The sequence below is a fragment of the Streptacidiphilus sp. P02-A3a genome (genome assembly GCF_014084105.1).
GTDB lineage: Bacteria > Actinomycetota > Actinomycetes > Streptomycetales > Streptomycetaceae > Streptacidiphilus.
The window spans coordinates 6,585,741-6,605,792 of sequence record NZ_CP048289.1; the positions used below are offsets into that span (position 1 = coordinate 6,585,741).

Genomic DNA, 20,052 nt, shown 5'->3' on the forward strand with positions numbered 1-20,052 from the left:
CTCTCTGTCCTTCACGCTGTCCTTCACAGCGGGAGCATGGTGGTGACGGTCAGTCAGTCAGTCAGTTGATGGCCCCGGTGAGCAGGTCCACGACCCGCTGCTGCTGCCGCGGGGTGATCTGCGGGAACAGCGGGAGCGAGAGCATCCGGTCCGCCGCGTCCTCGGCGTGCGGGAAGTCGCCGCGCCGGTGCCCGAGATGGGCGAACGCCGGGGTGAGGTGGACCGGGGCGGGGTAGTGCACACCCGCGCCGACACCCTCGGCGTTGAGCTTGCCGACCACCGCGTCGCGGTCGGCCCCGGTCACCCGCACCACGTAGAGGTGCCAGACGTGCACGTTGCCCTCCGCCGTCACCGGCAGCACCACCCGTCCGGCGGCGGCCAGGTCTGCCAGCAGCGCGTCGTAGCGGGCGGCGGCGGCCCGGCGGGCGGCGTTGCCCGCGTCCAGCCGGGCCAGTTTGGCGCGCAGCACCACGGCCTGGAGTCCGTCCAGGCGGCTGTTGAACCCGGGCAGGTCGTGGCGGTACTTGGCGACCCCGCCGTGGTTCGCCAACGCCCGGACCAGTCCGGCCAGTTCCTCGTCGTCGGTGAGCACCGCGCCGGCGTCGCCGTAGGCGCCGAGGTTCTTGCCCGGGTAGAAGCTGGTGGCGGCGATGCCGCCACTGCCGGCGGTCCGGCCGTCGCGGCTCGCCCCCTGGCTCTGGGCCGCGTCCTCGACCACCCTGACCCGCACCGGGAGCGCGCCGACCAGCTCGGCCACGTCGGCGCACTGGCCGTAGAGGTGGACCGGGACGACCGCGCGGGTGGCCTGGCTGACCGCGGCCAGGGCGGCGTCCGGGTCGATCAGCAGGCTGTCGGGGAAGCAGTCGACCAGTACCGGCACCGCCCCGAGCCGGTTCACCGCCCCGGCCGTGGCGATGAAGGTGTTGGCGGGCAGCACCACCTCGTCGCCCGCCCCGACGCCGGACGCCCGCAGTGCCAGTTCCAGCGCGTCGGTGCCGTTGGCCACGCCCACGCAGTGCTCGACACCGGCGAAGCGCGCGTACTCGCGCTCGAACTCGCGCACCTCCTCGCCGCCGATGAAGGCGGTGTTCGCCATCACCCGTTCGAAGCCGGCCCGGACCTCGTCGGCCACCTCGGCGTGGGCCGCCTTGAGGTCCACTAGCGGAATCTGACTGTCGCTCATATCCTGTACTCCTCGGGCGCGTTCATCAACTCGTCAATATCGGGCCGGAGTTCGGCGAGTGCTGGGGCAACCGCCGCCCGCAGCCGACGGGCCGGGCTGCCCACCCAGACCTCGCCCGGCGGCACGTCGCCGAGCACCACGCTGCCCATACCGAGCAACGACCAGTCCCCGATCGCCGCGTACTCGCGGACCAGCACTCCGGCGCCGACATAGGCACCGCGCCCCACCCGCACCCCGCCGCCCAGCCGGACCCCGGAGGCGATGGTCGCGAAGTCCGCCACCACGTCGTCGTGGGTGAGCACGGCCTGCGGCATCACCGCGACATGCGCGCCCACCCGCACCGCGGCGGTGAGCACGGTGTGCGCCAGCAGCACCGATCCCGGGCCGATGACGCAACTCGCGGCCACGGCCGCGCCGGGGTGGACCACGGTGGCGTAGCGGTGCGACGGCAGGCCGAGCCGACGGACCAGCCGGGCCCGCCCGGCGTAGTCGCGCGGACTGCCGACGCAGACCACCGCCTGGGACCCGGGCAGCTCCCGGAGCAGCCGGTGCACCAGGTCGCAGCCGCCGAGCACCGGCGCGCCGTCCACCTCGGTGCCGTGCAGCGCCGGGTCGTCGTCGAGGTGGCCGAGCAGCGGCGGCCCGCCGCCGGAGGCGTGCGCGGCGCGGACGGCCTGCGCGGTCTCCCGCGCGAAGCCGCCCGCGCCGACGATCACCAGACCGCTCATCCAGCGGCCCCTCTTCCGGCGGCCGCTCTCGCGCCGGTCGCACTCGCGCCGCCCCGCTCCCGGACCACGGCCACCACCCGGTCCTGCTGCTGCTCCGTCATGGTGTGGAACAGCGGCAGGATCAGCGAGTCCCGGCTGATCCGCTCGGTGACCGGCAGCGGCGCGGCCGGATGCCCCGCGTAGGCGGGTTCGAGGTGCGCGGCCATGATCCCGCGCCGGGCCGACACCCCGGCCTCGGACAGCGCTTCGAGCAGCGCGTCCCGGCCGAGCGGGTAGGGCTCGGACAGCAGCACCCAGAACGACTGGAAGTTGCCCTGGCCGTGCGCCGGGTCGTCCACCGGCGTCAGCCCGGGGACGCCGTCGAGCAGTTCCCGGTAGCGCGCGGCCAGCTCCCGCCGCCGCTCCAGCATCGCGTCCAGCTTGCCGAGTTGGACCAGGCCCACGGCGGCCTGGATGTCGGTCATCCGGTAGTTGTAGCCGACCTCCAGATAGCTCTCCAGGATCGGTTTGCCGCTGGCGTGCCGTTGCGCGGCGGAGGCGTTCATCCCGTGCTCGCGCAGCCGCCGCAGCCGGGCCGCCCACTCGGCGTCGTCGGTGGTGACCATCCCGCCCTCGCCGGTGGTGACCACCTTGCGCGGGTGGAAGGACCAGGCGGCCAGCGTCGCGCCGTGCCCGACGGACGTGCCGCCGACGGTCGATCCGATCGCGCAGGCGGCGTCCTCGACCAGGGCGACGCCCCAGTCCGCGCAGGCCTCGCGCATCGCCGCGACGTCGGCGGGCACCCCGCCCTGGTGCACCAGCAGCACCGCCCTGGTGCGCGGGGTGCGCACCGCCGCCACGGTGGCCGGGGTCAGGTTGCCGGTGGCCAGCTCGACGTCGGCGAAGACCGGCTCGGCGCCCAGGTAGCGGACCGCGTTGGCGGTGGCGATGAAGGAGAGCGAGGGGACGACCACCTCGTCGCCGGGGCCCAGGCCGAGCGCGATCAGCGCCAGGTGCAGCGCGGTGGTGCAGGAGCTGACGGCGATGCCGTGCTCCGCGCCCACCCGCTCGGCGAAGGCCCGCTCGAACTCGGCCACCCTGGGCCCCTGGGCCACCCAGCCGGAGCGGACCGCGTCGGCGGCGGCCTGCGCCTCCGCCTCGCCCAGCCAGGGGATCATCACCGGGATCCGGTCGCTCATCCGGTCACCGCCGCGCGCTCGGCCAGCCACCAGTCGACCAGGTCCCGCAGTCCGGTACCGAGGTCGATCTCGGCCTGGAAGCCGAGCCGCCCCACGGCGTTGGCGGTGTCCGCGAGCCGCCGGGTCACCCCGTTCACCGCGCGGGCCGGGCCGTGCACCGGCTCCAGCTCCGAGCCCATCACCCGGAGCAGGGCGAGGGCCAGGTCCCGCAGACTGGTCTCGGTGGCGCTGGCGACGTTGAACACCTCGTCGGTGAGGTCCGACTCGGCTGCCAGCACATTGGCCCGGGCGATGTCCCGGACGTGGACGAAGTCCATGGTCTGGGTGCCGTCGCCGAGGATCAGCGGCGGCTCCCCGGCCGCGATCCGCTCCATCCAGCGGATCAGCACCTCGGTGTAGAGGCCGTGGATGTCCATCCGCGGCCCGTAGACGTTGAAGTAGCGCAGCGCCACGTAGTCCAGCCCGTACATGGCGTGGAAGCTGCGCAGCAGGCCCTCGTTGAAGGCCTTGGCCGCGCCGTAGAAGGTGTCGTTGTTGTAGGGGTGGTGGCGCTCGCTGGTGGGGAAGGACTCGGCCAGGCCGTACACCGAGGCGGAGGAGGAGGCGACCACCTTGCCGACGCCCGCGGCCGCGGCCGCCTCCACCACGTTGAAGGTGCCGTCGACCATGACCTCGTTGGCCAGCCGGGGCTCCTCCGCGCACTGGGTGATCCGGATCGCCGCGAGGTGGAACACCAGGTCCGCGCCCTCGGTCGCCTTGCGGACCGCGTCGGCGTCGCGGATGTCGCCCTCGACCACCTCGACCACCCCGCTGGGCATGGCCCGGGCCAGGTTGGCCATCCGGCCCCGGACGAAGTTGTCCAGCACCACGATCCGGTCCGCCCCCCGGTCGACCAGGAGGTCGACCAGGTTGGAGCCGATGGTGCCGGCTCCCCCGGTGACCAGGATGCGCTTGCCTCGTACGCTGTTCACAGCTGTTCCCTCACTGGGTTGTCGGCCCGGGGCCGGACAGGTGGGCGGTCGGTCGGGTGAGCGGTCGGGTGAGCGGTCGGGTGAGCGGTCGGGTGGTCGGGGTCAGCGGCCGGTCCGCAGGCCGACCACGGCGCCGCGGAACTCCAGGCTCCGGGAGGCGGCCTCCAGGATGTCCAGCACCCGCAGCCCGGCCCGCCCGTCGGTCAGCGGCGCCCGGCGCTCCCGGATCGACGCGGCGAACTCGTCGACCATGGCGCGCAGCGCCTCCTTCTCCGCGAGCGCGGGCGCGACCATGTCGCCGGAGCGGTAGGAGACGAGCATCTCCCGGCGCTCGTCGTCCTGCAGGTCCTGCGGCCGGGTCAGGTCCACCCCCCGGTCGAACAGCGTCACCCGCTGCGCCGGGTTGAGGTCGTCCCAGATCAGGGTGCGCTTCGCGCCGCCGACCATGGTGGTCCGCACCTTGGTCGGGGAGAGCCAGTTGACGTGCGCGTGGGCGATCGCCCCGGTGTTCAGCTGGAGCGTCAGATAGGCCACGCAGGCCTGCCCGGCGCCGATCGGGTCGGCGCCGTGGGCGGCCACCGCGACCGGCTGGACCTGCTCGGGGAGGATGAAGTCCAGGATCGACAGGTCGTGCGGCGCCAGGTCCCACAGCACGTCGATGTCCTTCTGGACCAGCCCGAGGTTGATCCGCACCGAGTCGACGAAGTGGATCTCGCCCAGTTCGCCGGAGTGCACCGCCTCCCTGATCCGGCCGACCGCCGGGGTGTAGCAGTAGGTGTGGTCGCACATCAGCGTCAGCCCGCGCTGCTCGGCCTCCACGACCAGCCGCGCCCCGTCCGCGTAGGTGGACGCCAGCGGCTTCTCCACCAGCACGTGCTTCCCGGCCCGCAGCGCGGCCAGGGCGACGTCGAGGTGGGTACCGGCCGGGGTGGCCACCGCGACGGCGTCCACGGCGGGGTCGGCCAGGACCGCGGCGTAGTCGTCGGTCGCCTGCACCGTGGAGTAGCCGCCGAGCACCCGCTGGGCCCGGGAGACGTCCAGGTCGCACAGCCAGCGCAGCCGGAACGCCGAGCCCGCCTGGAAGTTGCGCACCAGGTTGGGGCCCCAGTAGCCGGCGCCGACGACGGCGACCCCCAGCGGGTCCGGCGTCGCGGCGTTGGTCCGGGCGTTCGTCCCGGCGGTCGTCTCGCTTCTGGCCACGGTCTCTCTTTCGCTGTCGGCGGCTGGTCGGCTTGGAGTCGGTTGTCGCGGCATGTCAGTAGGCCCCCGTCCCGCGCATCACGGCCGGGGCGGTGCGCAGCAGGATCGCCAGGTCCAGGCCCAGCGACCAGTTGTCCACGTAGCCGAGGTCGAGCCGGACCGCCTCGTCCCAGGGCAGGTCGGAGCGGCCGCTGACCTGCCAGAGCCCGGTGAGCCCGGGTTTCACCAGCAGTCGGCGCTTGACCTCCTCGGTGTAGCCCTCGACCTCCTCCGGCAGCGAGGGGCGCGGGCCGACCAGCGACATGTGGCCGCTGACCACGTTGATCAGCTGCGGCAGCTCGTCCAGCGAGTAGTGCCGCAGCACCGAGCCCACGCGGGTGACCCGGGGATCCTCGCGGACCTTGAACAGCATGCCGTCGCTGTTCTGGTTGAGGTGTTCGATCTCCGCCCGGAGCACCTCGGCGTTCTTACGCATGGTGCGGAACTTGAGCATGGTGAAGTGCTCGCCGTGCTTGCCCACCCGCCGCTGCCGGAACAACGCGGGGCCCGTGCTGTCGAAGCGGATCACCAGGGCGATCGCCAGCAGCAGCGGCGACAGCACCAGCAGCAGGATCGAGGCGAGCACCCGGTCCACGAATTCCTTGGGCAGCCTCGGCATCCGGGACAGCACCGCCGGACTGATGTGGAGCATCGGCACCCCGTGGTGCGGGCGGTGGGCCAGCCGGGAGGAGGCCACGTCCGCGACCATCGGCACCACCAGGAAGTCCACGGCCTGGGCGGCGGCGATCCAGGAGAGCCGGCGCAGCACGTTGGCGTCGATCTCCGGGGCGGGCAGCACGACCACGGTGTTGCAGTGGCTGGAGCGGATGGCCGCGGAGACCTCGCCGAGGCCGCCGTTGACCGGCGTGCCGGTGCCTTCCAGCGCCGCGGCGTTGGCCGGGTCGGTGAGGCAGACCCCGAGCACGGCCAACTCCTGTACGCCGCCGCGTTCCAGGACCGCGGAGAGCTCGGCGACCGTGCGCGCGGGCCCGACCAGCAGCGCGGTGCGGCGGTCGTGGCCCTGCGCCCAGCGCCGGTGCATCCGGCGGCGCAGCAGGTACCTGCCGATCAGTCCGATCACGGCGGTCGGCGCCGCCGCGACCATCATGTCGTGCAACAGGTCGTGGTCGTGCGCGAACCACCAGCAGGCGCAGGCGGTGAGGGCGGGCAGGGCGACGGCGCCGCGCAGCACCCGGCGGAACTCCTCGGTTCCGAGGCCGAGGGCACGGCGGTCGTAGGCGCGGTAGACCCACATGGCGGTGATCCAGGCCGGTGGCAGGCCCAGGGCCACCGACCAGCGCCCGTAGGCCGCGTGGATCATCAGCGCCGACAGGACCGCGGCGAGGCCGTCCACGGCGAGCAGGACGAAGGTGTACTGCTGGTCGCGTCTCCTTCGCGGGGCCCGTAACCCCCGACGCTCCAGCGGTGGTATCTCGTGCGTGGGTAACTCGTGCTCGGGTAATGCGTGCTCGGGTAATGCGTGCGTGACCGGTTCTAAGGCCATGCGGAGACCCCCACAACGGTGCTCAGCTCACCGCGACGGACGCACCGGTGCCCCAGCCGTGGTTCCCGCCGACCCCGAGCAGCGGCGGGGTCCACGGGTAGCGGGACAACGGGCGTTCCTGGTGAGTGCTCGGCTCTGACACTGATCGACCGTGCGGATCCCCGGTTGCAATGGACACCCCCGCAACCGGAACCCGCTGTGCTCGGCCGTGACGTACGCGCGTGTGCTGGGCGGGTTCGGGCGACCCTCCGAACCCGGTGGAGCCTTCGTTGGAACTGATCCCGGACCAATATCTCCGGATCTTCAGGCACCTATCAACGCCGCGCCGGTGCTGACCCGATGAATGGTCGGAACGTCGGTGTGAACGCTGGGACTACCGTGCCGGAACCGGTCCTTCCGGGGATGGCTTCCCCGCCCAAACCGGCTTTCCGTCGCCCAATCTAGACCACTCGGGCGCACACGGGGAGCACTTGACTAAAACATGATTATCGTTGGTTCATTCCGCGTCATACTGCCCAGGTGACGAGCATCGTGATCCCGGCCCACAACGAGGCACAGGTCATCGGACGGTTACTGGACTCGCTCCTGTCCCCGCCCCCGACCAGCGGGGACGCCGCGGACGACCTCGACATCGTGGTGGTCTGCAACGGCTGTACCGACGCGACGGCGCGGGTCGCCGCGGAGCGCGGGCCGGGCGTCCGGGTGGTGGAGATCCCGGTGCCGTCGAAGCACACCGCCCTGCGGGTCGGCGACGAGCACGCCCGCGGCTTCCCCCGGCTCTACGTGGACGCCGACGTGGTGATCAGCGGCGCCGACGCCCGCGCGGTGGCCCGGACCCTGGGCGGTCGCGACGGTCGCGACGGCTCCCCGGAACTCCTCGCCGCCGCCCCGGAGCGGGAGCTTCCGCTGACCGGCTGCGCGTGGGCCGTCCGCGCCTACTACCGGGTGTGGCAGCGGCTGCCCGCCGTCCGCGAGGGCCTGTTCGGCCGGGGGGTGATCGCGGTCACCGAGGCCGGACACGCCCGGCTCACCGCGCTGCCGCCGCTGATGGCGGACGACCTCGCCGCCTCGCTCGCCTTCGCACCCGAGGAACGGACCGTGGTCGGTGGGGCCAGAGTTGTCATCCAACCACCGCGTACTTGGCGCGATCTGATTCATCGTCGGATCCGTGCGGCCACCTCCACCGCGCAACTGGAGCAGTCCGAGGGCCCGTTGGTGGGCGAATCGGCGGTCGCCCCGTCCGCCCGGACCAGCCGGGCCGACCTGCGGGACCTGCTGCGCGCCGAACCGGCGCTGCTCCCGGCGCTGGTGGTCTTCCTCGCCGCCGCCGTCGTCGCCAGGCGCGGATCCAGGCGGGCCATCGGCAACGGTGACTTCCACACCTGGCTGCGCGACGAGAGCAGCCGCCGGTCCTGACCCCAGCAGACCTGAACATCTGTCATCTTCCCTGCAAACAGGAGTTTCTGACGATGTATCTGGCAGGTCGCGCGACCCCGGCCGCGGGCGCCGGTGTGCGGACGGCGGTCCGGATGGTCTCCGGCACCGTGCTCGCCCTGGGTGCGGTCAGCCTGATCACCGACATCTCCTCGGAGATGATCACCGCCGTGCTGCCGCTCTACCTCGTCGTCGGCCTCGGGCTCAGCCCGTTGAGCTTCGGGGTGCTCGACGGCCTCTACAACGGCGTCGCCGGGCTGGTGCAACTGCTCGGCGGCCACCTGGCCGACCGGGGACGGCGGCACAAACTGGTCGCCGGGCTCGGCTACGGCCTGTCCGCGCTGTGCCGACCACTGCTGCTGATCGCCCACACGCTCACCCCGCTGGGCGCGATCCTCGCCCTGGACCGCACCGGAAAGGGCCTGCGGACCTCCCCCCGGGACGCGCTGATCTCGCTGTCCTCCGAACCCGAGCACCGGGGACGGGCGTTCGGGGTGCACCGGGCGATGGACACCGCGGGCGCCGCGCTCGGGCCGATCACCGCGTTCCTGATCCTGCGCCAGGCGGCCAACGGCTACGACGCGGTCTTCGGCGTCAGTGGCTGCGTGGCCGCCCTCGGCGTGCTGGTCCTGCTGCTCTTCGTCCCCGGCCGACCGCCCCGGCCACGGCCCGCCGCGAAGGCGGAGGCCGAGGCCGGGGCGGAGGCCGGGGCGCAGCCCCAGCCCTCGGTGAGTCTGCGGGAGGCGGTGAACCTGCTCCGGCTGCCGCGGCTGCGCGCGCTCACCGGCTGCGCCATGCTCCTCGGGCTGACCACCATCAGCGACGCCTTCGTCTACCTGCTGCTCCAGCACCGGGTCGGGATCGCCGACCAGTGGTTCCCGCTGCTGCCGCTCGGCACCGCGTCGGTGTTCCTGCTGCTGGCGGTCCCGGTCGGCGCGCTCGCCGACCGGGTCGGCCGCCGCGGCGTGTTCCTGGCCGGGCACGGCGCCCTGCTGCTCGGCTACGCCCTGCTGCTGTGGGCACCGGCCGGTACCGCCCTGCCGTTCGTGGTGCTCGCCCTGCACGGCACCTTCTACGCGGCCACCGACGGCGTGCTCCCGGCCGCGGTCGCCGACGTCGTCCCCGAGGCGCTGCGCGGGACCGGCCTGGCGCTGGTCGGCACCGGCCAGGCGCTCGCCCGGTTCCTCTGCTCGCTCGCCTTCGGCGCGGCCTGGACCGCCTGGGGCGACGGCCCGGCCCTGGCCGGCTCCGCGGTGGGACTGCTCTGCTGCGCCGTCACCGCCGGTGTGGTGCTGCGGCCGAGGCCGTCGCCGACCACCGACCACTGATCCCGGACCCCAGCCGCCCCTCACCACCCCAAGGACGTCCATGTCCCCCCGGCTCCGCCTGCTCATCCTCGCCGTGTCCGTCGTCCTGCTCGCGGCCATCGGCACCGGCTTCGTGCTGCACGACGCCGACCGCGCCAACCGCCGCACCCGGGCCCGGGCAGGCGGCCCGACCGTCACCGCGGGGACGGTGTCCCTGACCCAGCCGGACCGCCTGTTCTTCGTCGACATGGCCAGCGGACCCTACGTCAACCACGTCGTCTCCGTCCCGGCCGACGACCCCGGCGGCACCCGGACCGCGTCCGGGCTCAGCTGCGAGCGCTTCTACGCCGGGGCCGGAACCGGCGTCTGCCTGCAGTCCGTCCAGGGCGCGCTGACCACCGGCAACCGCGCCCTGGTCCTGGACGCCGACCTGCGGACCCGGCGCAGCTACGCCCTCGCCGGGATCCCCAGCCGGGCCCGGGTCTCCGCCGACGGCCGCTTCGTCTCCTGGACGGTCTTCGTCGGCGGCGAGTCCTACGGCGCGGCGTTCTTCTCCACCCGCACCTCGATCCTGGACACCCGCACCTGGACGCTGATCCCCAACCTGGAGACCTTCTCGATCACCCTCAACGGCAGGAGGTACCACGCCGCGGACGACAACTTCTGGGGCGTCACCTTCGCCGGGGACGACGACACCTTCTACGCCACCCTGGGTACCGCCGGGCACACCTACCTGGTCCGCGGCTCGATCTCGCGGCGCAGCGTCACCAGTCTGGTCGAGAACGTGGAGTGCCCCTCGCTCTCCCCCGACGGCACCCGCATCGCCTTCAAGCGGCGGGTCCTGCCCGGCTCCTCGCTGTGGCGGCTGACCGTGCTCGACCTGCGCACGCTCCGGGAGACCCCGTTGGCCGAGCAGCACAGCGTGGACGACCAGGCCGAGTGGCTCAACAACAGCACCGTCGCCTACGCCCTGCCCACCAGCGGCGACGTCGGCAGCTACGACCTGTGGAGTGTCCCCGCCAACGGCACCGGCACCCCCCGGATGCTGCTCCCCGGCGCCTTCTCCCCCGCCATGGGGTGAGGTCCGCCGCCGCGCCGTCATCGGTTTCCGATGCCCGGTCGGCCACTCCTCGTTAGACTGTTCGAGAATCGGAAGCGTCGTGCGCGACCGGCGGCGCCGGATCGAGGACGGGAAACGGCGTTGAGTTTCTTCACTCTTGGCCATCGCGGCGTCATGGGCGTCGAGCCGGAGAACACGGTACGTTCCTTCGTCCGGGCCGAGCGGGAGGGCCTCGACGGCATCGAACTCGACCTGCACCTCAGCAAGGACGGCGCGCTGGTGGTGATGCACGACGCCACCGTGGACCGGACCACCGACGGTACCGGCGCCATCGGCGACCTCACCCTGGACGAGTTGCGCACGCTCGACGCCGGGCGCGGTGAGCGGGTGCCGGTGTTCGAGGAGGTACTCGCGGCGGTCTCCGACCAGCTGCCCGTCCAGGCCGAGATCAAGGACGTCAGGGCGGCCCGGGTACTGGCCGGGGTGCTGCGCGAACGGCGGCTGCTGGGCCGGGTGTCGGTGCTGTCCTTCCACGACGACGCGCTGCGCGAGATCCACGCGCTGCTGCCCGAGGCCCGGACCGTCCTGGTGGCCGGTCGGACCGGCGGGGACCTGGTGGAGCGGGCCCGGGCGGTGGGTTCCCGGCTGGTCAGCCTGGAACTGGGCAAGCTGTGCCTGGACACGGTCGAGGAGTGCCGCGCGGCGGGCATCGAGGTGATGGCGTGGACGGTCAACACGCCGCGCGAGCTCGCCCTCGCCCGCGCCCTCGGCCTGGTCGGCGCGGTCACCGACCTCCCCGGGACCAAGCGGATGGTACGGGCCGCGACCGGCGCGAACCCGGGCGACGGCGGCCCCGGCCGGGGGGTCGCGACCGCGCCCCGCCACCGGAACTGGTAGCGGCCATCCATAAATCAGATCACCTACAACAAAAACAACTATTGGACAGAATTTAGGGCGCGACCGAGGATTTCACCATTGCCTTTGTGGAGGGTGAAATGCCAAGTCAAGAGACTGAAGTCGTCGTCGTCGGGGCAGGTCAGGCCGGTGTGGCGATCAGCGAGCACCTGGGCGCCCGCGGCATCCCGCACGTCGTCCTGGAGCGGCACCGGATCGCCGAGCGGTGGCGCTCGGAACGCTGGGACTCCCTGGTCGCGAACGGGCCCGCCTGGCACGACCGCTTCCCGGGGCTGGAGTTCACCGACCTCGACCGCGACGCCTTCGCCTCGAAGGAGCTGGTCGCCGACTACTTCGTCGCGTACGCCGAGAAGATCGGGGCGCCGATCCGCTGCGGTGTCGAGGTGACCTCGGTGCGCAGGCACACCGGTCGGCCCGGCTTCCGGGTGGAGACCTCGCGGGGCGCCGTCGACGCGCGCTTCGTCGTGGTCGCGACCGGGCCGTTCCAGCGGCCGCTGATCCCGCCCGTGGTCCCGGACGGCGCGGTCCCCGCGCAGATCCACTCCAGCGGCTACCGCAACCCGGGACAGCTGCCCGAGGGCGCGGTGCTCGTGGTCGGGGCCGGGTCCTCGGGCGTCCAGATCGCCGACGAACTGCGCCGCTCCGGCCGCCGGGTGCTGCTCTCGGTGGGCCCGCACGACCGTCCGCCGCGCGAGTACCGCGGCCGGGACTTCTGCTGGTGGCTGGGTGTGCTCGGGCTCTGGGACGCGGAGACGCCGCCGCAGGGCGCCGAACACGTCACCATCGCGGTCAGCGGCGCGCGCGGCGGCCACACCGTGGACTTCCGCGCGCTGGCCGCCGACGGCATCGAACTGGTCGGCCTGACCACGTCCTACGCCGACGGCGTGCTGCGCTTCGCGCCGGATCTCGCCGCGAACATCGCGGGCGGCGACACGACGTACCTGGCGCTGCTGCGGGCGGCCGACGCGTACGTCGAACGCAACGGGCTGGACCTCCCCGAGGAACCCGGGGCGCACCTCCTCGGGCCGGATCCGGACTGCGTGACCAACCCCCGCCTGGAGCTGGACCTGGCGCGGGCGGGGGTCACCTCGATCGTCTGGGCGACCGGCTTCGCCACCGACTACGGCTGGCTCAAGGTCGACGCGTTCGACCGCGACGGCCGCCCGGACCAGCGCCGGGGCGTGTCCACCGAGCCCGGCGTCTACTTCCTGGGCCTGCCCTGGCTCTCCCGCCGGGGATCGAGTTTCATCTGGGGCGTCTGGCACGACGCCAGGTACATCGCCGACCACATCACCACCCAGCGCGGCTACCTGCACTACGACTCCGCCGACCGGATCGGCTGAACCGAGCGCGACAGGCCGGTGGGGCAAGGGCGTTGGCCCTTGCCCCACCGGCCTTGCGGTTGCTGCCGGGTCAGTCGCGCAGTACCCCGGCGGGGGTGACCCGCTCCAGCACCTGGCGCATCGCGCCGACGGCCTCCTCGGCCTCGGCCTCGGTCATGACCAGTGCGGGCGAGAGCACCAGCGAGTGGGCGCAGTCGCGGACGATGACGCCGGTCTCGCGGCGGATCACGTCCGGCAGCAGCGGCTGCGGCATCGGCAGCGGCTCCCGGGTGGCCCGGTCGGCGACCAGTTCCACGGCGAGCATCATCCCGACCGAGCGGATCTCGCCCACCACCGGCAGGTCGCCCAGCCGCGCCTCCAGTTCGCGGTGCAGCAGGCCGCCGATCTCGGTGGCGCGGGCGAGCAGGCCCTCGCGCTCGATGATGTCCAGGTTCGCCAGCGCGACGGCCGCGGCCACCGGGTGGCCGTTGTAGGTGTAGCCCATGGGGAAGCCCTGGTCGGCCAGCAGTTGCTCGGCGACGTGGTCGCCGACGAGCAGCGCCCCGAGCGGGATGTAGCCGGAGGTGATGCCCTTGGCGGTGACGATGATGTCCGGGGTGACGCCGAAGTGCTGGGCGGCGAACCAGGTGCCGACCCGGCCGTAGGCGGTGACCACCTCGTCCAGGATCAGCAGGATCCCGTGCCGGTCCAGTACCTCGCGCACCCGCGGCCAGTAGTCGTCCGGCGGGACGAGCATGCCGCCGACGCCCATGATCGGCTCGCCGATCATGGCGGCGATGTTGCCGGGCCCGATCTCGGCGATCCGCTGCTCCAGCTCGGCGACGAGGAAGTCGGTGACGGCTCCGGGGGTGTCGGCCGCCCCGGGGTAGAGCTCGGTGCGGTACGGCCACGGCGGGGTCAGGTGGGAGACGTGCGGCATCATCGGGGCGAAGCCCTCGTGGTAGACCGGGAATCCGGTCGCCGAACCGCCGCCGTAGCCGATGCCGTGGTAGGCCTTGTGCCGGGCCAGGATCCAGGTCCGGTTCGAGTCGCCGCGCCGGTGGTGGTAGTAGCGGGCCATCTTGATCGCGGCCTCGTTGCCCTCCGAGCCGCCGGAGGTGAAGTAGACGTGGCCGAGACCCTCCGGCGCCATCGCGGTGAGCCTGGTGGCGAGTTCGATCGCGCGGTCGTTGGAGAACTCCCAGAAGCTGGTGAAGTACTCCAGCCTGGCCATCTGCTCGTAGGCGGCCCGGGCCACCTCCTCCCGGCCGTGGCCGATCTGCGCGAGCCACAGGCCGCCGGTGGCGTCGAGGTACGAGCGGCCGTCCACGTCGGTGAGCCGACAGCCGGAGCCGCCGGTCATCACGACGCGCTCGGTGACCGAGCCGGGCAGGTAGGGGTGGATGATCCGGGCCCGGTCCGCTTCGCGCAACTGCTCGGGGGTGAGCGGGGTACGGCTCATGGCGGTGCCGCCTTTCGTGTCGGGGACGAGGTGGGGGAAGGGGTGGTGCTCCTGGGCGGTACTCAGCCGAAGGTGATCCAGGTCGTCTTCAGGCCGGTGTACTTGTCGACGGAGTGCGGGGACAGGTCGCGCCCGAAGCCGGACTGCTTGAAGCCGCCGAAGGGCGTGGCCGGGCTGAGCGCGTCGACGGTGTTCACCGACACCGTCCCGGCGTGCAGTGCCTCGGCGACGCGGTGGGCGCGGGCCAGGTCGCGCGTCCAGAGCGAGGCGGCCAGGCCGTAGGGCGAGTCGTTGGCGATCCGGACCGCGTCGGCCTCGTCGCGGAACGGCAGGACCGTGAGCACCGGGCCGAACAGCTCCTCGCGGGCGAGCGGGGCGTCCTCGGGCAGACCGGCGACGATCGTCGGGTGCACGTAGGCGCCGACGCGATCGGGGCGGCCGCCGCCGTGGACCACCCGGCCGCCGGCCGCGCGGGCCGCGTCGACGGCGGCGACCAGCCGCCGGGCCTGCGCCTCGTCGACGACCGGGCCGAGACGGGTGGCCGGGTCCAGCGGATCGCCGGGGCGGTACCCGGCGGCGTGCTCGGCGACCCGGGCGGTGAACTCCTCGGCGATGTCGGCGTGCACCAGCAGCCGGGTGTTGGCGGAGCAGACCTGTCCGGCGTTGAAGCAGAAGCCGGAGGCGGCGCGTTCGGCGGCGGCGTCCAGGTCCGCGTCGGGGAACACCAGGTTGGGGCTCTTGCCGCCCGCCTCCAGCCAGACCTGTTTGCCGTTGGACCGCGCGGCGTAGCCGAGGAACAGCCGCCCGACCGCCGTGGAGCCGGTGAAGGCCAGCACGTCCACGTCCGGGTGCAGGCCGAGCGCGCGGCCCGCGGTCTCGCCGAGGCCGGGGACGACGTTGAGCACGCCGTCCGGGATCCCGGCCTCGACCGCGAGCCTGGCCAGCAGCAGCGCCGACTGCGGCGACTGCTCGGCGGGCTTGAGCACCACGCTGTTCCCGGCGGCCAGCGCCGGGGCGAGCTTCCAGGAGGCCAGGTCGAGCGGGAAGTTCCACGGTACGACCGCGCCGACGACACCCAGCGGCACCCGGCGGACCAGCGCGAGGTTGCCGGGCGCGGCCGGAGCGATCTCGTCGTAGAGCTTGTCGATCGCCTCGGCGTGCCAGGCGAAGCACCCGGCCGCGCCGGGGACGTCCACCGCCAGCGCCTCGGCCACCGGCTTGCCCATGTCGAGCGAGTCGTACAGGGCGAGTTCGGGGCCGTGCCGCTCGATCAGCTCGGCCAGGCGCAGCAGCCGCCGCTTGCGGGCCTCCGGCGCGAGGCCGGACCAGCGGCCGTCGGCGAAGGCGGCGCGCGCGGAGCGGACGGCGGCGTCCACGTCGGGCGCGTCACCGGCGGCGATCTCGGCGAGCACCCGGCCGGTGGCCGGGTCGGTGTCGGTGAAGGTGGCGCCGGACCGGGCGTCGCGCTGCTCGCCGTCCACGAAGGCACGGGTCTGCGGGGTGAGCCCGGCGGCCAGTCGCCGCCACTCGTCGGCGCCGGTCGGGGTGCTGGTTGCGGGGGTGGAGTCGTTCATGGCGGGAACCTCAGGCGTCCTCGAAGGGCAGGTGACCCGCGGTCTCGTCCACCGGGTCTCGGCTACTGCCCGAGTTCTTTGATACGAGATTCAAACAACTGCTCAGGCCTGCGTCAATGGCTGGAGCGGTGGGGGATTGTTCGATCTGCGGTCGGTGTCAGAGAATGGACGGCATGGCGCGACCGAAGAACCAGGAAGCCCGCCGCGGGGCGTTGATCCACGCCGCCGGGCGGGCCATCGCCGACCGGGGCATGACCGGCCTGCGGATCAAGGACATCGCCGCCGAGGCGGGGGTCTCGGCGGGATCGGTGCTGTACTACTACCCGGAGCTCGACGACCTGGTCCTGGCCGTCCACCAGGACGCCGTGGAGCGGTATCTGACGCTACGTCAGCAGAGCACGGACGAGCCGGAGGGCCCGGTCGCGCGGATGCGCGCCGCGCTGGCCTCCGGCCTGCCGCAGGGCCCGGACGACCCCGTGCACCGGCTGCTGTTCCAGTTGCACGGCCTCGCCGACCACAGTGCCGCGCACGCGGCGCTGATGGCCTCGTTGTTCGCCCGCGAGGTGTCCCTGTACTCGACGTTGCTTCAGGTCGGCGCGGCGGTGGGGGTCTTCGCACCGGCCGCCGCGCCGCCCGCCGAGCTGGCCCGCAACCTGGTCGCGATGGAGGACGGCTACGGGCTCCACATCGTCGCCCGCAACCCCGCCGTCGACCGCGCCACCGCGCTGGCGCTGCTGACCGCGCACGCGCGCTCGGTCACCGGCTGCCCCGAGCTGTGAGATCGGCCGCGGTCAACGCGAGCGCCAGCGCGCCGTCGAGCAGCGCCGCGTCCGCCGCCGGGGTGGCGCAGGCGGCGGCGAACTCGCGCTGGTGGTTGACGGCAGGCAGCGAGTCGATCCCCAGGTACGGGTGCAGCGCGCGGATCACGCGGGAGACGTTGCCCATGTCGGTCGAGGCCCGGTTCATCCGCGCCGCCGGGTCGCCGGGCGCGGCGAAGCGGCGGCCGATCCCCTCGGCGTTGCGGCGGTAGAGCGCGACCAGCTCCGCGTCGTTGCGGAACTCCGAGTACGGCGGCGACTCGGGCTCGATCTCCAGCGCGCACCCGGTGGCGAGCGCACCGGCCCGGAAGCAGGCCTCCACCCGGCCCTGGATCCGGTCCAGTTCCTCCAGGCTTCCCGCCCGCACGTACCAACGCCCCTCGGTACGCTCCGGGATGGCGTTGGGCGCCTCTCCGCCGCGGGTGACCAGGCCGTGCACCCGCGTGCTCGACGGCAGCTGCTGGCGCAGCAGGCCGATCCCGACCTGGGCGACGGTGAACGCGTCGGCGGCGTTGCGCCCCCGTTCCGGGAAGGCGGCGGCGTGGGCGGCCCGGCCGGAGTAGGCCACGCCCAGGTGGGCCACCGCGAAGGGCTCGGCCTCGGCGACGTCCACCGGACCGGGGTGCACCATCATCGCCACGTCGACCCCGGCGAACGCGCCGCGCTCCAGCATCAGGATCTTGCCGCCGCCGCCCTCCTCGGCCGGGGTGCCCAGCACGGTGACGGTCAGCCCGAGGTCGTCCACCACCCGGGCCAGGGCGGCGGCCGCCCCGACCGCCGAGGCGGCGATCAGGTTGTGGCCGCAGGCGTGACCGAGGCCGGGCAGCGCGTCGTACTCGGCGCAGAGCGCGATGTGCAGCGGTCCGCTGCCGAGGGTGGCGGCGAACGCGGTCGGCAGCCCGCAGACCCCCGGGGTGACCGCGTAGCCGAGCTCGTCGAGGAGCGACGCGGTCCAACGGGCCGCCCGCTCCTCCTCCCAGGCGGTCTCCGGGTCGGCGTGCAGCCGGTGCGACAGCGAGACCAGCCGGTCGCGGTTCCGTCCGACCGTCTCCGTCAGCAGGGCCCGGACGGCCGCGGGCGCCCCCGGCGTCAGCACCGGTCCCCCGGGACGCCGTAGCCCGGCGCCCGCCCCGGCGCCAGCGCCCGCTGGACGTAGGCGTCCTGCTGCGGCTCCCACAGCCGCCACAGCCCGCCGAGCCGGGCCACCGGGTCGTCCGACGCCCAGTCGACCCGCAGGTCGACGACCGGCCAGGGCACCGCGTCGGCGACGAGCAGACCGGCCGAGTGCACCGGCCCCGCCTCGCCACCGGCCGCGAGGCCCGCCGTCAGCGCGTCCAACAGTCGCTGTGCGAGCGGGAGTTCGGGCTGGGCGGCGAAGGCGTCGACCATCGCCAGGGGCACCCCCTGGTGCCGCAGCAGGTTCCCCGCGGCCGCGCAGTCCGCGCCGAGGGCCCGCGCGTGGCTGCCCAACACGTGCTCACCGGAGTAGCCCGCGGGGCTGCCGTCCAGCCCGACGGCGGTCAACTGGCGCCAGGCGACCAGAGCTTCGGTGTCCACGGTGTGGCGGACGGCGTCCCGGGCGGTCGACCCGGCGGCGATCAGGTCGAGCAGCCGGGGACCGAGCCGGGGGTCGGTGACGTTCTGCGTGCAGGCCGCGCCGACCCCGGCGCGCACATGGGCGCAGCGGGCGGCCACGGCCGGACTGGAGGAGGCCAGCGCCACCCCGACCTGCCCGGTGCGCGGGCACCGGGCGGCGATGGAGAAGGTCACAGCCGCTCCCCGCGCTCGGCGGCCCGGGCGTGCCGGATCCCGGCCGCCTCCGCCCGGCGCGAGGCCGGGATGACGGCGGTGGCATCGATCTCCACCAGCCACTCCGGCCGGGCCAGGGCGGAGACGACCAGGCCGGTGGAGACGTAGTGCACGCCCTGGAGCCGGCGTCCCATCACCCGGTAGACCGGCTCGCGGTAGCGGATGTCGGTCAGGTAGACCGTGATCTTCACGATCTCGTCCAGCGCGCTGCCGGACTCCTCCAGCAGCATCGCGATGTTCGCCATCGCCTGCTCGGCCTGCGCCTCGATGTCGCCGATGCCGACGCTGTCGCGGGTCTCCAGGTCCTGTCCGATCTGGCCGCGCAGGTAGACGGTGCCCTCGGCGACGACGGCCTGCGCCAGGTCGTTGGCGAGGTGCTGCTCGCGGTAGGTGTCGGCGGTGTTGAAGCGCCGCAGTCGGTGATGCACCATCAGCTCTTCCCAGGGTGTCGGCGTGCGGCCGGTAGGGGCCGCGGTACCACTATGGGAGCGCCTCTTCCCCTGGTAAAGCAGATCTTTTAGGGTTGGGTCATCTGGTATTCAGATCTGATCAGTAAGGTGGCGGCGGATGGCGGAGACGGTCGGGTTCACGCTGACGCAGCTGCGCTACTTCGTCGTGGCCGCCGAGACCGGCAGCATGACCGCCGCCGCCGAGCGGCTGCTGATCGCCCAGTCGGCCGTCTCCACCGCGGTCTCGAACCTGGAGCACGAGCTCGGCGTCCAGCTGTTCATCCGCCGCAGGGGCAAGGGCCTGGTGACCACCCCCGCCGGGGAGCGGCTGATGCTCCAGGCGCGGGAGCTGCTCAGCCACGCGCTGGACGTGGCCGCCGAGGCGCGCGGCGTCGAGGGCGGCCTGAGCGGGCCCGCCCGGATCGGCTGCTTCGTCACGCTCGCGCCCTTCGTGCTGCCGAAGCTGCTGGCCGCGGCGGAGGAGCGCCACCCCCGGCTGCGGATCGAGGTGCTCGAAGGCGAGGCGGGCGAGCTCGACCAGGCCCTGCGGACCGGCCGGATCGACTTCGCCATCACCTACGACCTCGGCCTCGGTCCCGGCATCGCCCGCGAGACCCTCGCCTCGCTGCCCGCCCACGCGCTGGTCGCGGCCGGCCACCCGCTGGCCGGGCGCGGCACCGTCGACCTGGCCGAACTCGCCCACGAACCGCTCGTGCTGCTCGACCTGCCGCACAGCCGGGACTACTTCTGGTCGCTGGTCACCGCCACCGGGATCACCCCGGTCATTCGCCACCGCTCGCACAACTACGAGGCGGTACGCTCGCTGGTGGCCCTGGGCCACGGCTTCTCGGTGCTGCACCAGCGCCCGGCGACCGAGGAGACCTACAGCGGCGCCCGGGTGGCCGTCCTCGCCCTCACCAACGAGCACCCGCCGCTCGACCTGGTCCTCGCCCGGATGGACGGGGTCAGGCAGACCGCCCGCGCCGCCGCGGTCGCCCGCCTCGCCTGCGAACTCCTGGCCCCGGCCGTGCTCGAACCCGAGGACGGCGGCTGAACGGCGCCGTCCCCGGGACCGCCGGTGCGCGGTGACCGCGGCCCG

Annotated in this window: 18 protein-coding genes; 7 read left to right on the top strand and 11 right to left on the bottom strand. The window is 73.4% G+C overall.

The window, feature by feature from the left end:
* Positions 1-61: 61 nt before the first annotated feature.
* From GXP74_RS27990 to GXP74_RS28015, 6 genes are all read right to left on the bottom strand, one after another.
* The gene (locus GXP74_RS27990) at positions 62-1,183 is read right to left on the bottom strand and encodes a DegT/DnrJ/EryC1/StrS aminotransferase family protein (protein WP_182454013.1); all 1,122 of its coding nucleotides are present in this window, start codon (positions 1,181-1,183) and stop codon (positions 62-64) included.
* Positions 1,180-1,911 (bottom strand): NeuD/PglB/VioB family sugar acetyltransferase, encoded by a 732-nt coding sequence (locus tag GXP74_RS27995; RefSeq protein ID WP_182454014.1) that lies wholly within the window; start codon positions 1,909-1,911, stop codon positions 1,180-1,182. The genes GXP74_RS27990 and GXP74_RS27995 overlap by 4 nt, the downstream gene beginning before the upstream one ends.
* Positions 1,908-3,089, bottom strand: coding sequence for a DegT/DnrJ/EryC1/StrS aminotransferase family protein (locus GXP74_RS28000; RefSeq protein WP_225448248.1), 1,182 nt, complete (start codon positions 3,087-3,089; stop codon positions 1,908-1,910). Before GXP74_RS28000 ends, GXP74_RS27995 begins: the two co-directional genes overlap by 4 nt.
* Entirely contained in the window at positions 3,086-4,060 is a 975-nt protein-coding gene (locus GXP74_RS28005; protein WP_182454015.1) for an SDR family NAD(P)-dependent oxidoreductase, read from the bottom strand. The genes GXP74_RS28000 and GXP74_RS28005 overlap by 4 nt, the downstream gene beginning before the upstream one ends.
* Positions 4,061-4,162: 102 nt before the next feature.
* A complete protein-coding gene (locus tag GXP74_RS28010) occupies positions 4,163-5,260 on the bottom strand; it encodes a Gfo/Idh/MocA family protein (protein WP_225448249.1) in 1,098 nt (365 codons plus the stop codon).
* 55 nt (positions 5,261-5,315) lie between these two features.
* Positions 5,316-6,653, bottom strand: a complete 1,338-nt coding sequence (locus GXP74_RS28015; RefSeq protein ID WP_225448250.1) for a sugar transferase — start codon at positions 6,651-6,653, stop codon at positions 5,316-5,318.
* A 669-nt stretch (positions 6,654-7,322) separates the two neighbouring features.
* On the opposite strand from GXP74_RS28015, the gene GXP74_RS28020 reads away from it, so the two are divergent.
* The 5 genes from GXP74_RS28020 (at position 7,323) to GXP74_RS28040 (ending at position 12,862) form a co-directional block, all read left to right on the top strand.
* On the top strand, positions 7,323-8,219 hold the full coding sequence (locus tag GXP74_RS28020) for a glycosyltransferase family 2 protein (RefSeq protein WP_182454018.1): 897 nt from the start codon (positions 7,323-7,325) through the stop codon (positions 8,217-8,219).
* Positions 8,220-8,272: 53 nt separating this feature from the next.
* Positions 8,273-9,565 carry an MFS transporter gene (locus tag GXP74_RS28025; RefSeq protein WP_182454019.1) on the top strand — a complete coding sequence of 431 codons (1,293 nt, stop codon included), beginning with the start codon at positions 8,273-8,275 and terminating at the stop codon, positions 9,563-9,565.
* Between the two features lie 40 nt (positions 9,566-9,605).
* Entirely contained in the window at positions 9,606-10,625 is a 1,020-nt protein-coding gene (locus GXP74_RS28030; protein ID WP_182454020.1) for a TolB-like translocation protein, read from the top strand.
* Between the two features lie 120 nt (positions 10,626-10,745).
* Positions 10,746-11,501 (top strand): glycerophosphodiester phosphodiesterase family protein, encoded by a 756-nt coding sequence (locus GXP74_RS28035; protein ID WP_182454021.1) that lies wholly within the window; start codon positions 10,746-10,748, stop codon positions 11,499-11,501.
* Positions 11,502-11,599: 98 nt separating this feature from the next.
* On the top strand, positions 11,600-12,862 hold the full coding sequence (locus GXP74_RS28040; RefSeq protein ID WP_182454022.1) for an NAD(P)/FAD-dependent oxidoreductase: 1,263 nt from the start codon (positions 11,600-11,602) through the stop codon (positions 12,860-12,862).
* Positions 12,863-12,932: 70 nt separating this feature from the next.
* On the opposite strand, the gene GXP74_RS28045 is transcribed toward GXP74_RS28040, so the two are convergent.
* Together GXP74_RS28045 and GXP74_RS28050 are read right to left on the bottom strand one after the other, a co-directional pair.
* The gene (locus GXP74_RS28045) at positions 12,933-14,303 is read right to left on the bottom strand and encodes an aspartate aminotransferase family protein (RefSeq protein ID WP_182454023.1); all 1,371 of its coding nucleotides are present in this window, start codon (positions 14,301-14,303) and stop codon (positions 12,933-12,935) included.
* A 62-nt stretch (positions 14,304-14,365) separates the two neighbouring features.
* The gene (locus GXP74_RS28050) at positions 14,366-15,877 is read right to left on the bottom strand and encodes an aldehyde dehydrogenase (protein ID WP_182454024.1); all 1,512 of its coding nucleotides are present in this window, start codon (positions 15,875-15,877) and stop codon (positions 14,366-14,368) included.
* 173 nt (positions 15,878-16,050) lie between these two features.
* Here GXP74_RS28050 and GXP74_RS28055 point away from each other — a divergent pair, with 173 nt between their 5' ends.
* Entirely contained in the window at positions 16,051-16,656 is a 606-nt protein-coding gene (locus GXP74_RS28055; RefSeq protein ID WP_182454025.1) for a TetR/AcrR family transcriptional regulator, read from the top strand.
* On the opposite strand, the gene GXP74_RS28060 is transcribed toward GXP74_RS28055, so the two are convergent.
* From GXP74_RS28060 to GXP74_RS28070, 3 genes are read right to left on the bottom strand one after another with little or no spacing between them, the layout of a single operon-like run.
* Positions 16,634-17,791 (bottom strand): M20 family metallopeptidase, encoded by a 1,158-nt coding sequence (locus tag GXP74_RS28060; RefSeq protein WP_225448251.1) that lies wholly within the window; start codon positions 17,789-17,791, stop codon positions 16,634-16,636. The two genes, GXP74_RS28055 and GXP74_RS28060, sit on opposite strands and share 23 nt — an antisense overlap.
* Positions 17,785-18,465, bottom strand: coding sequence for a DUF1028 domain-containing protein (locus GXP74_RS28065; protein ID WP_182454026.1), 681 nt, complete (start codon positions 18,463-18,465; stop codon positions 17,785-17,787). The genes GXP74_RS28060 and GXP74_RS28065 overlap by 7 nt, the downstream gene beginning before the upstream one ends.
* Positions 18,462-18,935 carry a RidA family protein gene (locus GXP74_RS28070; RefSeq protein WP_182454027.1) on the bottom strand — a complete coding sequence of 158 codons (474 nt, stop codon included), beginning with the start codon at positions 18,933-18,935 and terminating at the stop codon, positions 18,462-18,464. Before GXP74_RS28070 ends, GXP74_RS28065 begins: the two co-directional genes overlap by 4 nt.
* A gap of 136 nt (positions 18,936-19,071) precedes the next feature.
* Between GXP74_RS28070 and GXP74_RS28075 the strand changes: the two genes are divergently transcribed.
* Positions 19,072-20,007, top strand: coding sequence for a LysR family transcriptional regulator (locus tag GXP74_RS28075; protein WP_182454028.1), 936 nt, complete (start codon positions 19,072-19,074; stop codon positions 20,005-20,007).
* Positions 20,008-20,052 lie beyond the last annotated feature (45 nt).

Bases quoted from the DNA above. Each gene is read 5' to 3' on its own strand.
- GXP74_RS27990 (WP_182454013.1), bottom strand. From the start codon at position 1,183: ATGAGCGACAGTCAGATTCCGCTAGTGGACCTCAAGGCGGCCCACGCC.
- GXP74_RS27995 (WP_182454014.1), bottom strand. From the start codon at position 1,911: ATGAGCGGTCTGGTGATCGTCGGCGCGGGCGGCTTCGCGCGGGAGACC.
- GXP74_RS28000 (WP_225448248.1), bottom strand. From the start codon at position 3,089: ATGAGCGACCGGATCCCGGTGATGATCCCCTGGCTGGGCGAGGCGGAG.
- GXP74_RS28025 (WP_182454019.1), top strand. From the start codon at position 8,273: ATGTATCTGGCAGGTCGCGCGACCCCGGCCGCGGGCGCCGGTGTGCGG.
- GXP74_RS28030 (WP_182454020.1), top strand. From the start codon at position 9,606: ATGTCCCCCCGGCTCCGCCTGCTCATCCTCGCCGTGTCCGTCGTCCTG.
- GXP74_RS28040 (WP_182454022.1), top strand. From the start codon at position 11,600: ATGCCAAGTCAAGAGACTGAAGTCGTCGTCGTCGGGGCAGGTCAGGCC.
- GXP74_RS28045 (WP_182454023.1), bottom strand. From the start codon at position 14,303: ATGAGCCGTACCCCGCTCACCCCCGAGCAGTTGCGCGAAGCGGACCGG.
- GXP74_RS28050 (WP_182454024.1), bottom strand. From the start codon at position 15,877: ATGAACGACTCCACCCCCGCAACCAGCACCCCGACCGGCGCCGACGAG.
- GXP74_RS28055 (WP_182454025.1), top strand. From the start codon at position 16,051: ATGGCGCGACCGAAGAACCAGGAAGCCCGCCGCGGGGCGTTGATCCAC.
- GXP74_RS28070 (WP_182454027.1), bottom strand. From the start codon at position 18,935: ATGGTGCATCACCGACTGCGGCGCTTCAACACCGCCGACACCTACCGC.
- GXP74_RS28075 (WP_182454028.1), top strand. From the start codon at position 19,072: ATGGCGGAGACGGTCGGGTTCACGCTGACGCAGCTGCGCTACTTCGTC.